Annotated in this window: 13 protein-coding genes; 7 read left to right on the plus strand and 6 right to left on the minus strand. The window is 68.0% G+C overall.

Going from position 1 to position 13,861, the window contains the following annotated elements:
- Positions 1–5: 5 nt before the first annotated feature.
- Together CHB74_RS02625 and CHB74_RS02630 are read left to right on the plus strand one after the other, a co-directional pair.
- Positions 6–3,512: an indolepyruvate ferredoxin oxidoreductase family protein gene (locus CHB74_RS02625; protein WP_089218067.1), complete on the plus strand. Its 3,507-nt coding sequence runs from the start codon at positions 6–8 to the stop codon at positions 3,510–3,512.
- Complete coding sequence (locus CHB74_RS02630) at positions 3,497–3,880, plus strand: VOC family protein (RefSeq protein WP_089218068.1); 384 nt, start codon at positions 3,497–3,499, stop codon at positions 3,878–3,880. The genes CHB74_RS02625 and CHB74_RS02630 overlap by 16 nt, the downstream gene beginning before the upstream one ends.
- Here CHB74_RS02630 and CHB74_RS02635 read toward each other — a convergent pair whose 3' ends face one another.
- Positions 3,881–4,447: a helix-turn-helix domain-containing protein gene (locus tag CHB74_RS02635; RefSeq protein ID WP_089218069.1), complete on the minus strand. Its 567-nt coding sequence runs from the start codon at positions 4,445–4,447 to the stop codon at positions 3,881–3,883. It abuts the gene before it with no gap.
- A 418-nt stretch (positions 4,448–4,865) separates the two neighbouring features.
- Here CHB74_RS02635 and CHB74_RS22345 point away from each other — a divergent pair, with 418 nt between their 5' ends.
- The gene (locus CHB74_RS22345) at positions 4,866–5,255 is read left to right on the plus strand and encodes a DUF6456 domain-containing protein (RefSeq protein WP_245842592.1); all 390 of its coding nucleotides are present in this window, start codon (positions 4,866–4,868) and stop codon (positions 5,253–5,255) included.
- Positions 5,256–5,267: 12 nt separating this feature from the next.
- On the opposite strand, the gene CHB74_RS22200 is transcribed toward CHB74_RS22345, so the two are convergent.
- The 5 genes from CHB74_RS22200 to CHB74_RS02660 form a co-directional block, all read right to left on the minus strand.
- Positions 5,268–5,495: an MDR/zinc-dependent alcohol dehydrogenase-like family protein gene (locus CHB74_RS22200; protein ID WP_218821371.1), complete on the minus strand. Its 228-nt coding sequence runs from the start codon at positions 5,493–5,495 to the stop codon at positions 5,268–5,270.
- Entirely contained in the window at positions 5,495–6,298 is an 804-nt protein-coding gene (locus tag CHB74_RS02645; protein ID WP_218821372.1) for an MDR family NADP-dependent oxidoreductase, read from the minus strand. The genes CHB74_RS22200 and CHB74_RS02645 overlap by 1 nt, the downstream gene beginning before the upstream one ends.
- Before the next feature lie 97 nt (positions 6,299–6,395).
- A complete protein-coding gene (locus CHB74_RS02650) occupies positions 6,396–7,013 on the minus strand; it encodes an AraC family transcriptional regulator (protein WP_089218070.1) in 618 nt (205 codons plus the stop codon).
- A gap of 86 nt (positions 7,014–7,099) precedes the next feature.
- On the minus strand, positions 7,100–8,686 hold the full coding sequence (locus tag CHB74_RS02655; RefSeq protein ID WP_245842563.1) for an MFS transporter: 1,587 nt from the start codon (positions 8,684–8,686) through the stop codon (positions 7,100–7,102).
- A 153-nt stretch (positions 8,687–8,839) separates the two neighbouring features.
- The gene (locus tag CHB74_RS02660) at positions 8,840–10,378 is read right to left on the minus strand and encodes a winged helix-turn-helix domain-containing protein (RefSeq protein WP_089218072.1); all 1,539 of its coding nucleotides are present in this window, start codon (positions 10,376–10,378) and stop codon (positions 8,840–8,842) included.
- A 243-nt stretch (positions 10,379–10,621) separates the two neighbouring features.
- Here CHB74_RS02660 and CHB74_RS02665 point away from each other — a divergent pair, with 243 nt between their 5' ends.
- From CHB74_RS02665 to CHB74_RS02680, 4 genes are all read left to right on the plus strand, one after another.
- On the plus strand, positions 10,622–11,002 hold the full coding sequence (locus CHB74_RS02665; protein WP_089218073.1) for a UrcA family protein: 381 nt from the start codon (positions 10,622–10,624) through the stop codon (positions 11,000–11,002).
- Positions 11,003–11,111: 109 nt separating this feature from the next.
- Entirely contained in the window at positions 11,112–11,771 is a 660-nt protein-coding gene (locus tag CHB74_RS02670) for a glutathione S-transferase family protein (RefSeq protein ID WP_089218074.1), read from the plus strand.
- A 114-nt stretch (positions 11,772–11,885) separates the two neighbouring features.
- The gene (locus tag CHB74_RS02675) at positions 11,886–12,395 is read left to right on the plus strand and encodes a hypothetical protein (protein WP_089218075.1); all 510 of its coding nucleotides are present in this window, start codon (positions 11,886–11,888) and stop codon (positions 12,393–12,395) included.
- Between the two features lie 68 nt (positions 12,396–12,463).
- Complete coding sequence (locus CHB74_RS02680) at positions 12,464–13,714, plus strand: DNA-packaging protein (RefSeq protein ID WP_089218290.1); 1,251 nt, start codon at positions 12,464–12,466, stop codon at positions 13,712–13,714.
- Positions 13,715–13,861: the final 147 nt, after the last annotated feature.

Below are 13,861 nucleotides of genomic sequence, written 5' to 3' on the forward strand. Positions count from 1 at the left end.
GGGCGATGCGCACCATAGCCCTGGACGACAAATATACCGCCAACAACGGGCGGATCTATGTGACGGGATCGCAGGCGCTGGCGCGCCTGCCGATGATGCAGCGCGCCCGCGACGAGGCCGCCGGGCTGAACACCGCAGGCTATATTTCGGGCTATCGCGGATCGCCGCTGGGCATATACGACCTCGCTCTGTGGCAGGCCGCTGATCATCTGAAGCGGCACCATGTGCATTTCCAGCCCGGCACCAACGAGGATCTGGCCGCGACGGCGGTGTGGGGCACGCAGCATGTGGGCCTGCCGGGCAGCGATGCCCGCTACGATGGCGTGTTCGCGATATGGTATGGCAAAGGGCCGGGCGTCGACCGGTCGGGCGACCCGATCAAGCATGGCAATTATGCCGGCACCAACCCGCATGGCGGCGTGCTGCTGCTGTGCGGCGACGACCATGCCGCGCGATCGTCGACGGTGGCGCATCAGAGCGAACATGCGCTGATGCATTTCGGCATGCCGGTGCTGAACCCGGCAAGCATTCAGGATTATCTCGACCTCGGCCTGATGGGCTTCGCCTTGTCGCGTTACAGCGGCTGCTGGGTGGGGTTCAAATGCGTGACCGACACGGTGGACGGATCGGCGTCTGTTTCGGTCGATCCCGAACGGGTGCGGATCGCGCTGCCGACGGACTTCGCGATGCCGCAAGGGGGCTTGGGGATGCGCGCCGGCGTGCCGCCGTTGCAGGCCGAGCGGACGCTGTATGAACTGCGCCATGCGGCGGCCCAGGCATTCGCCCGTGCCAACCGGCTGGACGATGTGGCGTTCGGCCGCCGCGAAGGGCCGGTGCGGCTGGGCATCGCGACGGCGGGTAAATCCTTTCTCGATGTGATTGAGGCGCTGGGCCGGCTGGGGATCGACGAAGCCCGCGCCCATGATCTTGGCATCGCCGTGTTCAAGATCGCGATGGTCTATCCGCTGGAGCCCGAGGGCCTGACAGCGTTTGCGGGGCGGTGCGAGGAATTGCTGGTTGTCGAGGAGAAACGACCGGTCCTCGAGGATCAGATCGCGCGGCTGATCGTCAATCTGGCGTCCGGCCGGCGACCGCGACTGACCGGCAAGCAGGACGAACAAGGCAGGCCATTGATCGCATCGGTGGGCGAACTGGAGCCCGATGCGATCGCGCGGGTGATCGCCGGGCGTTATCTGGCGATGGCCCCCGACGCATCGCTGGCCACCCGGCTGGACGTGCTGGGGCAGCGCGAGGTGCCGGCACCGGGCGCGCCAGCGACGCTGACCCGCCTGCCGAGCTTCTGCGCGGGTTGCCCGCACAACAGCTCGACCCGCGTGCCGGAAGGGTCGAAGGCGATGGGCGGCATCGGCTGCCATGGCCTTGCCGTGTGGATGCCCGAACGGCGCACATCGACGATTTCGCACATGGGCGGCGAAGGGGCGATGTGGCTGGGGCAAGAGCCATTCGTCAACACGCCGCACATGTTCCAGAATCTGGGGGACGGCACCTATTTCCATTCGGGCTTGCTGGCGATCCGCGCCTGCGTGGCGGCCAAGGCCAATATCACCTACAAGATATTACTGAACGGCGCGATCGCGATGACCGGTGGCCAGCCGATCGAGGGCGAGCATTTCGAAGGCGAACTGACCGCGCCGCATGTGGCCGCGCAGCTGGATGCGGAGGGGGTCGGCCGGATCGCGCTGGTGAGCGACGATCCCGCGCGGCACAAGGGCGGGGTGGGTTTCCCCGCTTCGGTGAGCTTCCATCATCGCGACGATCTGGACGCGGTGCAGCGCGAACTGCGCGAGATTCCGGGCGTAACGGCGATCATCTACGATCAGTCCTGCGCGACCGAACGGCGGCGCCTGCGCAAGCGCGGCAAGGTGGCCGATCCCAACGAGCGACTGTTCATCCACCCCGATGTCTGTGAGGGCTGCGGCGATTGCGGCGTGCAATCGAACTGCGTGGCGCTGGAGCCGGTGGAGACCGAATTCGGCCGCAAGCGCCGCATCAACCAATCGGTCTGCAACAAGGATTATTCGTGCGTGAAGGGCATGTGCCCCAGCTTCGTTTCCGTGATCGGCGGCAAGCTGCGGACATATGGCGGCGCGGCGGAGGCCTTTTCCGCCGATCATCTGCCCGAACCCGCCATCCCGCCGATCGAGCGGACGCTGGGCATCCTGATCGCGGGGATTGGTGGCAATGGCGTCGTCACCGTCGGCGCGCTGCTCGGCACCGCTGCGCATATGGAGGGCAAGCCCGCCACCGTGCTCGACATATCAGGTCTTGCCCAGCGCAACGGGCCCGTCACCAGCCATGTCCGCTTCGCCAGCGCGGACGAGGCGGGGCATGCCGCGCGTATCCCGCAGGGCGGCACGGATCTGCTGCTGGCCTGCGATCTGGTGGCGGCATCCAACCCGGAAAATCTTTCGAAGCTCGATCCCGAGCGGACGGCGGCGGTGTTCAACCGCTTCGTCGCGCCGACCAGCGCCTTTGCCGGCAATCCCGACCTGGATTTCGGCCATGACGGGCTGGAGCGGATGGTGGGCGAACGTTCCCGCGACCGCTTCGGCATCGACGCGACCGGGCTGGCGCAGCGGCTGCTGGGCGATGCGATCGGCGCGAACATGCTGCTGGTGGGCTATGCCTGGCAGAAAGGGCTGGTGCCGCTTTCGCGCGCGAGCATCGAGGCGGCGATCAGGCTGAACGGGACGCAGGTGGCACTGAACCTCAACGCCTTTGCGCTGGGGCGGATCATGGCAGCCGAGCCGGACAGCATCGCCGATCTGCTGGTGCCGGCGGACAGGCCCGTGACTGCCGATCTGGCGCCGGCAGCGGCACTGGACGCGATGGTCGCGCGACGGACGGAGCATCTGACCGCTTATCAGGACGCGGCTTATGCGGCGCGCTATCGCGCGTTGGTTGATCGCGTGCGCCGGGCCGAGGAGGCGGTGGGCACCGGCAAATATGCGCTGACCGAGGCCGTGGCGCGCAACCATGCCAAGCTGATGGCCTATAAGGACGAATATGAGGTCGCGCGGCTATTCAGCAGCGGCCTGCGGCGGCATTTGGAGGGGCAGTTCGAGGGCGATTATCGCCTGCAATTCCATCTTGCCCCGCCATTGTTCGCACGCCGCGACAAGGCCACGGGCCGCTATCGCAAGATCAGGTTCGGCCCCTGGATGGGACGCGCGTTCGGGCTGCTGGCGCGGCTGAAATTCCTGCGTGGCACGCCGCTGGACCTGTTTGGCTACAGCCATCACCGCCGGATCGAGCGGCAGTTGATCGGCGATTATGAGGCGCTGGTGGACGAGCTGATCGCGACACTTTCACCCGCGAACCACAAGGCGGCGGTGGACCTGGCGAGCGTGGCGGACAAGGTGCGTGGTTTCGACGTGGTGAAGGACGCCGCCGTGCGCGCCATGCAGGACGAGACGGAGCTGCGCCGCGCGGAATTCGCGAAGATCGGCGAGGTCGAGGAAAGCAGGGAGATGACATGCTCAACTATGTGACGGTGGGTTCCAACCGGCTGGAAGAAGCCAAGCCTTTCTATGATGCGCTGCTGGTGCTGGCCGGCATGACGCCAATGGTGGAGCATCCGTCGGGCGGCCGGGTTTATGCCGCGCCGGACCAGCGCATGTTTGCCGTTGTCGGGCCGTTCGACGGCGAAGCGGCGACCGTGGGCAATGGCGCCATGATCGGTTTCACCTTCGACACGCGCGCGAAAGTGGCGGACTTTCACGCCAAGGCGGTCGCGCTGGGCGGCACCTGCGAGGGCGCGCCGGGCCTGCGCGGGCCCGAGGAGATCGGCGCTTATTTCGCCTATTTTCGCGATCTGGATGGCAATAAATTCTGCGCCTATCGCATTGGCGCGGAATGATCAGCCGAGCGGGCGGACGAGGCGGGTGGCGACGGCGATCCACGGCGGATCGGCCACCACCTGCTGGCGCGAGCCTGCACCGGGCGGCAGGATCAGGAGCTTGCCGCCTTCGCGCCCGATAAGCCGACCGAAGACGAAGCGCCCAGCCGGGCGGGGCACCAGCACATCGCGGTTGAGCGCGGCGGCATAATCGGTGGGCGCCAGCCGATCGCACCAGATTTCATCACCGCTGCGATAATCGCCGACCGCCGATTCGACGATGAGTGCGACCGCGCCGCCGGCGGGCTGGGGCGGCACAACGGCCAGCGCCTTGCGCGGCGCGGCGGCGCCGTCCGCCCCGATCAGCGCGGCAACGGGCAGATCGGCGCGATCGGGCAGGCGGACAAGATCGGCCGCGGCCACGCCCAGCGCATCGGCGATGCGGTTGAGCCAGGCCACCGATACCGTGCGCGTGCCGGTTTCAAGCCGGCCGATGGTTTGCGCCGTCGTTGGCGGGACGCAGCGATCGGCCACGTCCTGAAGCGTCAGCCCTTTGGCGCGACGCACATCGCGGATGCAGGTGATCATAATCGATAACCCATATGGTTCACGTCTTTCCTACACCATTACCCCTATGGCAGGTCAACCCGCAGGCGACACTGATGGGAGCAGGCGGATGGCAATCGGCGCACATGGCAAACGGATCATCGCAGCACTGGAGGAAGGGCGAACCGCAAAACGGCACGCCGGAGGTTGGCGGGTGGGCGTGCTCGACGCGCCGGACAGCCTGATCGACGAACTGGCCCGTGCCGATCTGATCGAGCAGATGACCGGCGAACTGCGGCTGACGGCGGCGGGGCGGGGCTTCACCGCGCGGATCAGCCGGCCGGGTGGTGCGAACCGGCTGTTGACGGAGCGCGCTTTGCCGCGCGACGGTGGTGAGGGGCGGGAGGCCTCGGGACGTGCGCGCGCCGCCCGCCGCCCGGCGCGCAGCGTGACGGTGAACATGGCCGAATCGCCGCTCGGCTGGCTGATGGCGCGGGGGCTGGTGAGCCAGCGCCAGTTCGACGCAGGCGAGCGGCTGCGCGCCGATTGGGAAATGGCGGGGCTGGGCCCGCGCGTCACGATGCGCTGGGATGCGGCGCCGGTGGCGCGTGGCGCGCGCGGGGCGGACGCACCGCTGGATCCGACGCTGGCGCAGATCGCGGCCCGCCGCCGGTTCGACGGAGCGATCGCGGCGGCTGGCCCCGGGCTTTCCGATATCTGCTGGCGCGTGGTGTGCGCCGGGGATGGGCTGGAAGCCGCCGAACGGGCGCTGGCCTGGCCCAAGCGCGCGGGCAAGCTGGTATTGCTGCTGGCGCTGGACCGGGTGGCGGATTTTTACGGCATCGCGTGACCGGCTGGCGGTTCAGGCGGCAAGATCGTTGCGCAGCAATTGCTTGCCCTGATTGGCGCCGCTGAACAGGCGAAGGAAGGTTTCGGGAATGGCGGCGAAGCCGTCGCGAATGTCGGTGCGGTAGCGGATCTGGCCGCTGCGGACACCGGCTTCGAGTTCTGCCATGGCTGCCGGGATGCGATCGAGGTGATCGAGCAGGATGAAGCCGCGCATCTCGGCACGCTGGACGACGAGCTGCATCAGGTTGCGCGGGCCGGGCGCGCCCTGTTCGTCATTATAGCCGGAGATCGCGCCGCACAGCACGATCCGCCCGAAGCGGGCGTATTGGCGATGCCGGCTTCGAGGATGGGACCGCCGACATTGTCGTAGAACAGATCGATGCCATCGGGCGCGAGCGCGCGGAGGCGGGCGCGGACATTTTCGCTGCGATAGTCGATCGCGGCGTCGGCGCCATATTCCTCCACCAGCCAGCGGCATTTTTCCGGACCGCCGGCGATGCCGATGGCGCGCGCGCCCTTCAGCCGCGCGATCTGGAGCGCGATGCAGCCGACCGCGCCGGCGGCACCCGAGACCAGCACGGTATCGCCGGCGGCGAGCCGCCCGACATGGACCATGCCGACATAAGCGGTGAGGCTGGCCGCGCCGAATACGCCGATTGCTTCTTCGGGTGAGAAATCGGGCGCGACCGGCGTCGGCGGTGCCTCGCCCGCGCGGGCGGCGACGGCATAATCCTGCCAGCCGAACAGGCCGCGCACCATCGCGCCTTCGGGATAAGCGGGATTGGCCGAGGCGATGACCAGACCCGCCGCGCTGCCGCGCACCGGATCGCCAAGCGCGATCGGCGGAAGATAGCTCGGCACATCATCCATCCATCCGCGCTGAGCCGGATCGAAGCCGAAGACGAGGTTGCGGACGAGGATTTCGCCCGCCGCAAGGTCGGCGACGGGCAGGGGGGCATCGTGCCGTGCGAAATCTTCGACCCGGACATGGCCCACGGGGCGACGCGCAAGGAGCCATTGGCGGTTGACGGGTTGGGCGGTCATCTTGGCGCTCCGGGTGAGGGCAATCAGCGGGGCGCACTATCCTTATAGGCGGTGGCATCCGCCAGACGCTGATTGTCCTGTGGAGCGCACACAGCGTTCACGCGCCGATCCCCGACGGTGGCAGAAATGGCGCGACGGTGGTGATGGCGCGTTCCACCCAGGCATCGCGTTCGGCGGGCGGCGCGACATGGTGGATCGCGGCTTCGGCGTCGGCCCGCGCGCCGCCGCGCAGGATGATCCACGCGGTGAGATAGAGCGGCGCATACCAGCCGCCGGCGGTCGCGATATGGCTGGTGGCATGGAATGGGCCGTCATGGCGATCGAGCCCGGCATTGGCGGCCCACGCGGCCGCTGCATCGTCGTCGCAGATCGCCACGCCGTTGGCGAAGCCGAGCGCTGCCAGCAGCAGTGCCCCGGAGCCTTGCGCGCCGATCAGCTGGTTGGCGGGATCGAGCCGGATTTCGCCCATCAGGCCGGCATTGCCGGCGATTCCGACCATGCGATCGCTGGCGCAGACGATCACGGCATCGGCTTCGGATGCGAAGCCGAGCGGGCGCTGGCGCTCGATGACGACGCCGTGAAGCGATGTCACCTGCGCCGTCGGCGCGGTGATGTAGGCTGCCCAGCCGCGCGCGTGAAGCTGGTTGAGCACCGCTGGTGCCACCAGCGAATCCAGTTCGTTGAAGCCATCGAAGGTGAGGATCGCGATCTGCATGGCCGACCTCCATGCCCCCGCCATCGCAGCATGACATGGTGGGGAGCAGGGTTCAATCGGGCGATGCGCCGGGTGGCGCGGACAGGTCAGCTCGAACGTGTCGGATCGGTCAACGGATCGGCCATTTCGCGGGCGCCGGGGGCGCGGGACCAGGGGAGCGTGCCCGTCTGCCGTTCGATCATGCGGTGGACCATGGGCTTGGCATCGCCCCGGTGGAGCGCGCGGATGCGATCGAAATTGGCGGTATCGGCGTGGGTGCGGCGTTGCTGGTGACGGACATAATCGAGCCAGGTGGGCACGTTGTAGCGTTCGATCCACAATTCGGGATCGGCGAGATCGCGCGCCAGCGTCCAGTTGCGTGCGCCGTCCCTGATGCGGACCCGGCGGCGTTCGTTCATCTCGGTGAGGAATTCGACGACCTGGCCGGGGCCGATGCGATATTCGATGGTGACGACGATCGGCCCGCTCGACGGCTGGATCGGCACGGCGGTTTCGGGTTCCTTCCAGCGATCGACCGGATCGAGGTTGAGATGTTCGACCTGCGGCAACGGCAGGCGCAGGCCGATGAGCAGGCCGAGCCCTTGCAGCGCGCCGGCGACGATGAGGGCGAGGCGGACGCCATGATCTTCTGCCAGTTCGCCGAACCACCAGGCGCCGATGGCCATGCCGCCAAAGGCCGCCATCTGATAAAGGGCGAGCGCGCGGGCGACGACCCAGCGCGGGGCGGCCATCTGGACCGTGACGTTGAAGGTCGACAGCGCCAGCACCCAGCCGGCACCAGCCAGGGCGAGCGCGGCGATCGTGAGCGGGGCAAAGCCGCTGATCCCCGCCGTGATCGCGCCGGTGGCAAAGGCGAGCGTCGCGATCCGCACGATGGTTTCGGTGGAATGAAGCGAACGGAGCCGGCGGCTGCCGAGCGCGCCGCCGACCGCGCCCAGCCCGAAGGCGCCCAGCAGGATGCCGTAGGTCAACGGACCGCCGGTGATGAGATCGCGGGCGATAAGCGGCATCAGCGCGGGGACGGCGCTGGCCGCGAGCCCGAACAGCCCGGCGCGCAGCATGACGATGCGGAGCGTGGGCGACATCGCCACATAGCGGACGCCGGCCGCCATCGCGATGCCCAGCGTTTCGCGCGGCAGCAGCCGGGGCGGGCGCTGCGGATGCCAGCGGGCGAGAACGAGGATGAGGCCGAGATAGCTGATCGCGTTGACCGCGAAGGCGGCGGCCGGGCCGGCGGCGGCGACGATCAGGCCGCCGACGGCCGGACCGACGCTGCGCGCGATGTTGAAGCCCATGCTGTTATAGGCAACGGCCGCCGGCAGCACCGGGCGCGGCACCATATCGCCGACCGAAGCCTGCCAGGCCGGCCCATTGATCGCCGTGCCGCAGCCGATGAGGAAGGTGAAGCCGAGCAGCAGCCAGGGGGTGAGGAGCCCCGTCCAGGCGCAGACGGCGAGCGCGAGCGATACGGCGAGCATGAAGCCCTGCGCGCACAGCATGACGATCCGCCGGTCGAGATTGTCCGCCACCGCGCCGGCCCAGAGCGAGAGCAGCATGATCGGCAGCGTGGTCGACGACTGGACGAGCGCCACCAGCGCGGGTGACGGGGCGAGCGACGTCATCAGCCATGACGCGCCGACCGACTGGATGAGCCCGCCGAAATTGCTGGCCATGCTGGCGATCCACACGGCCCGGAAGATTTCGATCGCAAGCGGTGATGGTGGCCCGGGATCGGATGGAGACGGCGTTTCGGCAGCGGGGACGGGGGAAGCAGCCATGGCCCTTCGATGACGTGGATCGGCGCGGAAGCCAACCCCCGTCCGGGCCTATGTGGACGACAGATGATCGGGCCTGCGGCCCACCTGCCGCCAGTAATCGTCGAGACCGACCGCGCGGGTGAGTGCGTCGAAGCGGGGATCGGCCCGCATCGGGGCTGTCGGCGCGGTGAACAGGAAATGGCAGGACCGATTGGTCGGCGCCTGATATTCCGCGCTTTCGGCGCCGTAACGGCGTTCGGAAATGGCGATGCCACGCCCGAAATAATAGGCGTCGGCGATGTGGAAGGCATCATCGAGGCGGCCGAGTGCGGCGCTGAGGACGATGGCGTTTTCGGCAAAGCCCGAGCCGGTGGGGATGACCGCGCGATAAGCGGCGATGGCGGCGTCGATCGCGGTGGGCGTACGCGTGTCGAGGGCGCGGATCGCGGTGGCGACGAGATCGTAATTCCAGTCGGCGACGCCGGGTGGCCGGCCGGTGCGATCGGCGATGAAGGCGAGTGCGGCCTTGGTCTGCCCGGTATAAGCGAGAAAATAGAGGTTGGTGAACCAGCCGATATAATGGCGTGGCCAGCGCTGCACCGCTTGCACGCACATTTCGCCGGCCTCCTGCAGGCGGCCGTTCGCCCAGAGTGCGAGCACCCGGTAGCGCAGCTGAAGCGGATCCATAGGATCGGCCGCGACCATTTGCCCGGACACGGGCAGTGCCGCGCCCAGCTGGCCGGTATCGAGGAGCATTCGTGTGAGGCGATAGAGCAGGAAGGGCTGTGTGGGGTGCCGTGCGAGGGCCGCGCGACAGGCCTGTTCGGCATTGCGCCAGTTGCGGAACAGCGGGATCAGGCCGACGCGTGCGGCTTCCGCATCGGCGTTGCCGGCATCGAGCACGAGCGCGCGATCCGCGGCGTCCCGGGTGTGGGCTGCGGCGGCTTCGGCTTCGTCCGGGGGGCCCGATTCCCACTGCCAGCGATAAGCGAGCGCGAGCAGCCCCCAGGCTTCGGCATTGTCGGGCTGGCGTTCAATCGCTTGCCGGTAGAGGCGGATTGCCGCTTCGATGTTCGCGGCGCGATGGCCGCGCGCGCTTTGGCGCCCGCGATCGAGCAGGGCGCGGACGCTTTCGTCGTCGAAGGGCTTGCTCGCCAGCCAGAGGCCGCCACCCAATGCAAGCAAGGCGAGCCCGCCGCCGCCGATCAGCGCGCGCCGATCGATCGCGCGGCCCTTGGTGACGGAAGAAGGCGCCTGTGTGGACGTGGGCAGCAGGCGGTAGCCCACCTTGGTGATCGTTTCGACGCGGAAGGCTTCCGTCTCGCGGCCGAGTGCGCGCAGGCGCGACATGACGCGGTTGACGGCATCGTCGCCGACGACGCGGTTTTCCCAGCACATGGCCGCAAGATCGTGCCGCGAGACGACCTGGCCCCCGGCATCGGCCAGGGCGACGAGAACCTGCATGACGCGCGGCTCGATCACCTCACGCCGCGCACCCGTCACCACTTCGCGCGTCGGAGGATGGATTTCGGCCGCGCCGATATGGAAGGTGCCACGATGGGCAAGATCGATCGGTTCGGGCGCGGCGGGGTGATCAGCGGCGGCCATCGGCGGACCATCGGCAAAAGATCGGCGAAAGATCGGTTCCTAATCCTGTTCGGTCAGGCCCCATTGCAGCATCCTCCTTGGACCGGATGCCGAAGATCGAGTGTCGATTCGACGGATCATCCGGCAAATCCATGGGAGACTCAAGACCGAGTTGGACACGTGGGACTGGCTTTGGTGACCGGCTTCGCGCGCTGATTGGGAGCGGCGCGCACCGTCTTCCCGGTAGGGGTAAGGAACCAGGCCATGAATAGGACCATTTGCTACCTAGCAGCCGTTCCGATCATCTTCGGTGCGATGCCCGCGATGGCGGGTGGCGAACCCATCGTCGCGACGGCGCCGCGCGGCCAAGTCTACAGCATGTCGGTCAGCTATGCCGACCTGAACCTGGCCGAGCAGGGCGGCGTCGATCGGCTGATGAAGCGCGTCACCTATGCCGCCGAGGTGGTTTGCGACGTATCGCCCGATCTGCGGCCGCTGACCCAGAAGCAGGAATCCAGCCGCTGTTATCGCGGGGCGATGGCGCGGGCGGAGAATGACATCAACATCGCCGTCGCCAATGTTCGTGACGGGACCGTGGTCGCATCACGCGGCTCGTCGAGCGCGATTCGCATTGCCCGTCGCTGAGCTTGCCCCCTGTCGAGGGCCGGACCAGTCCCCGGCCCTCGATGGCGGGGGGCGTGCATCGCAAAGACCGGGGTGTAGGATGGCGGCCGAACCGTGAGGGAGGCCTGCCATGATCGTTTATGGAAGTTCGATGTCCCCGTTCGTGCGTAAGGTGCTGACCTTTGCGGCGGAGAAAGGCATCGAGGTCGAACTGAAGCCGCAGGGGCTGCAATCCGACGACCCCGAATTTCGCGCGGCCAGCCCGTTCGGGCTGATGCCCGCCTTTCGCGACGGCGATTTCGCGATTTCGGATTCGTCGGCGATCGTGGCCTATCTGGAGGCGATCAAGCCCGAGCCGGCCCTGATCCCCGCCGCCCCGCGATCGCGCGCGCAGGCGATCTGGTGGGACGAGGTGGCCGATACCGTTTTCGTCAACTGCATGCGCAAGATGTTCTTCAACCGCGTCGTGCTGCCGATATTCCTGAAGCGCGAGGGCGATCTGGCCGAAGCCGCGCATGCCGAGGTGCACGAGCTGCCGCCGCTGATCGATTTTCTGGAGGCACGGATCCCCGATTCGGGTTTTCTGGTCGACGATCGCCTGACGCTGGCCGACATCGCGATGGTGCAGCCGTTCGTGAATTTCCTGCATGTCGGCGCGTCGATCGACGCTGAGCGGCACCCGAAAGTGGCTGATTATATCGCGAAAATACACGCCCGCCCGTCGATCGCCCAATGGATCGCGAAGGAGCGGGGGTTCTTTGAGAAGGCCGGCAATGTGCCAAATAGGTAAAAACATATTGACAGCGACACGCTGATATGGCACATAGATCGCAAGCTGGATTAATGCGTTCGGGCCGGGGTGAGGGATCGCCGCCGGCCCGTTTGCTTTTCTGGAGGGTGCGGCATGGCGGAGATGGCCGGGGCGGAGCTTTCCGACGACAGTGAGGGTGGGCCGAAGGCAGGCGATACGGATGTGCGCCTGCGCAAGGCGCGCGCCGAAAGCTGGACCAAGGACAAACGCGCCGCTTTCCTGGCGCATCTGGCGGAAACCGCCAATGTGACGGGCGCGTTGCGCGTCGTCGGCATGGGTTCGACCGGGCTGTATAAGCTGCGCCAGCGGGATGCCGGTTTCCGGGCCGCCTGGGACCAGGCGCTGGCCGAAGGCTATCAGCGTCTGGAACTGGTGGCGCTGGAACGGGCGCTGGGCGGAACCCGGACGCCGATCATCCATGGCGGCAAGCAGACTGGCGAGGCGATGATGCCCGACAACAAGATGGTGATGTTCCTGTTGCAGATGCATCGCCAGTCCGTGAAGGGCGCGCGCGATCTGGCGGTGGGCGACCCCGAAATCGTCTGTGCCGAACTGGAGGCGAAGCTGACGCTGATGCACAAGCGGCTGACGGACGGGCAGTGAAGCCTGCTCCGCTGGCTGAGCTTTCGCAGGCCGAACGGCTGGCCTTTCAGGATGATGCCACCCGCGCGATGATCTGGGCGGGGATGACGTTGGAGCAGAAACTGAGCCTGGTCTGGTCGTGGGACTTCTGGGCGCGGCCGAGCCAGCGCGCACCGGCCGGGACGTGGCGGACCTGGCTGATCCAGGCTGGGCGGGGTTTCGGCAAGACGCGGGCGGGCGCCGAATGGGTGCGCCGCGAAGCCGAGCGCAAGGGAGCAAAGCGGATCGCGCTGGTGGGCGCGACGATGGCCGAGGCGCGCGCGGTGATGGTGGAGGGGCCGAGCGGGCTGTTGGCGATCGCGCCGCCCGACAAACGGCCATTGTGGGAGCCTTCGCTGAAGCGGCTGCGATGGCCGGGGGGCGCGGTGGCGCAGCTTTATTCGGCGGCGGAGCCGGAGAGCCTGCGCGGCGGTGAGCATCATATCGCCTGGGCCGACGAGATCGCGAAATGGGCCGATGGCGTGGCGGCGTGGGACAATCTGACCATGGGGCTGCGCGCCGGCGATCGGCCGCGCGTGGTGGCGACCACCACGCCGCGCCCCGTGGCCCTGATCCGCCGGCTGCTGGCCGAGGACGGGACCGTGGTGACGCGCGGGCGGACAACCGACAACAGCGCGCATCTGGCCGCGGACTTCATCGCGGCGATGACGGCCGCGCATGGTGGGACGCGGATCGGCCGGCAGGAGCTGGACGGCGAACTGATCGAGGAAGCGGCGGGGGCACTTTGGCGGCGCGAGTTGATCGAGGTGCGGCGCGTGCGGACGCGGCCGGGCCTGGTGCGGATCGTGATCGGGGTCGATCCGCCGGCGGGCATTGGCGGCGATGCATGCGGTATCGTCGTGGTTGGCGAGGGGGTGGACGAGCATGGCTATGTGCTGGCCGACTGCAGCGTCGAGGGCGCCGGCCCCGACGGCTGGGCGCGCGCCGTGGCGGCGGCGGCGGCCGACCATGGCGCTGACAAGGTGATCGCCGAGGCGAATAATGGTGGCGCGATGGTGGAGGCGGTGTTGCGCGCCGCCTGTGCCGAACTGCCGGTACGGCTTGTGCATGCATCGCACGGCAAGGCCGCGCGCGCCGAGCCCGTGGCGATGCTGTACGAGCAGGGGCGGGTTTTCCATGTTGGCGGGTTCCCCGCGCTGGAGGATGAGATGGCGGGGCTGATCGCCGGGGGTGGCTATCAGGGGCCGGGGCGCTCACCCGACCGCGCCGACGCGCTGGTGTGGGCGCTGACCGAACTGATGCTGCGGCGGGAGGCGCGGCCTTCGGTGCGGAGCCTGTAGGCGAAGCGGCGGAGGGGCGGGTTTCGGGCTGCCAACGCCCTGACGCCGCCGGCATTCGCGTGGGGTCTGCAGCCGGCGGCGCGATCGGCCGGGTTTCGACCGGCACGACGGGAGTTGCCCAGCATATGGCTGCGGTTCGACTGGGCC

Origin of the sequence: Edaphosphingomonas laterariae (genome assembly GCF_900188165.1) — a bacterium.
GTDB lineage: Bacteria > Pseudomonadota > Alphaproteobacteria > Sphingomonadales > Sphingomonadaceae > Sphingomonas_E > Sphingomonas_E laterariae.

Excerpts from the sequence above, each read along its gene's own strand:
- CHB74_RS02625 (WP_089218067.1), top strand. The coding sequence starts at position 6 with ATGCGCACCATAGCCCTGGACGACAAATATACCGCCAACAACGGGCGG.
- CHB74_RS02630 (WP_089218068.1), top strand. The coding sequence starts at position 3,497 with ATGCTCAACTATGTGACGGTGGGTTCCAACCGGCTGGAAGAAGCCAAG.
- CHB74_RS02635 (WP_089218069.1), bottom strand. The coding sequence starts at position 4,447 with ATGATCACCTGCATCCGCGATGTGCGTCGCGCCAAAGGGCTGACGCTT.
- CHB74_RS22345 (WP_245842592.1), top strand. The coding sequence starts at position 4,866 with ATGGCCGAATCGCCGCTCGGCTGGCTGATGGCGCGGGGGCTGGTGAGC.
- CHB74_RS22200 (WP_218821371.1), bottom strand. The coding sequence starts at position 5,495 with ATGCAGCTCGTCGTCCAGCGTGCCGAGATGCGCGGCTTCATCCTGCTC.
- CHB74_RS02645 (WP_218821372.1), bottom strand. The coding sequence starts at position 6,298 with ATGACCGCCCAACCCGTCAACCGCCAATGGCTCCTTGCGCGTCGCCCC.
- CHB74_RS02650 (WP_089218070.1), bottom strand. The coding sequence starts at position 7,013 with ATGCAGATCGCGATCCTCACCTTCGATGGCTTCAACGAACTGGATTCG.
- CHB74_RS02655 (WP_245842563.1), bottom strand. The coding sequence starts at position 8,686 with ATGGCCAGCAATTTCGGCGGGCTCATCCAGTCGGTCGGCGCGTCATGG.
- CHB74_RS02660 (WP_089218072.1), bottom strand. The coding sequence starts at position 10,378 with ATGGCCGCCGCTGATCACCCCGCCGCGCCCGAACCGATCGATCTTGCC.
- CHB74_RS02665 (WP_089218073.1), top strand. The coding sequence starts at position 10,622 with ATGAATAGGACCATTTGCTACCTAGCAGCCGTTCCGATCATCTTCGGT.
- CHB74_RS02670 (WP_089218074.1), top strand. The coding sequence starts at position 11,112 with ATGATCGTTTATGGAAGTTCGATGTCCCCGTTCGTGCGTAAGGTGCTG.
- CHB74_RS02675 (WP_089218075.1), top strand. The coding sequence starts at position 11,886 with ATGGCGGAGATGGCCGGGGCGGAGCTTTCCGACGACAGTGAGGGTGGG.
- CHB74_RS02680 (WP_089218290.1), top strand. The coding sequence starts at position 12,464 with ATGATCTGGGCGGGGATGACGTTGGAGCAGAAACTGAGCCTGGTCTGG.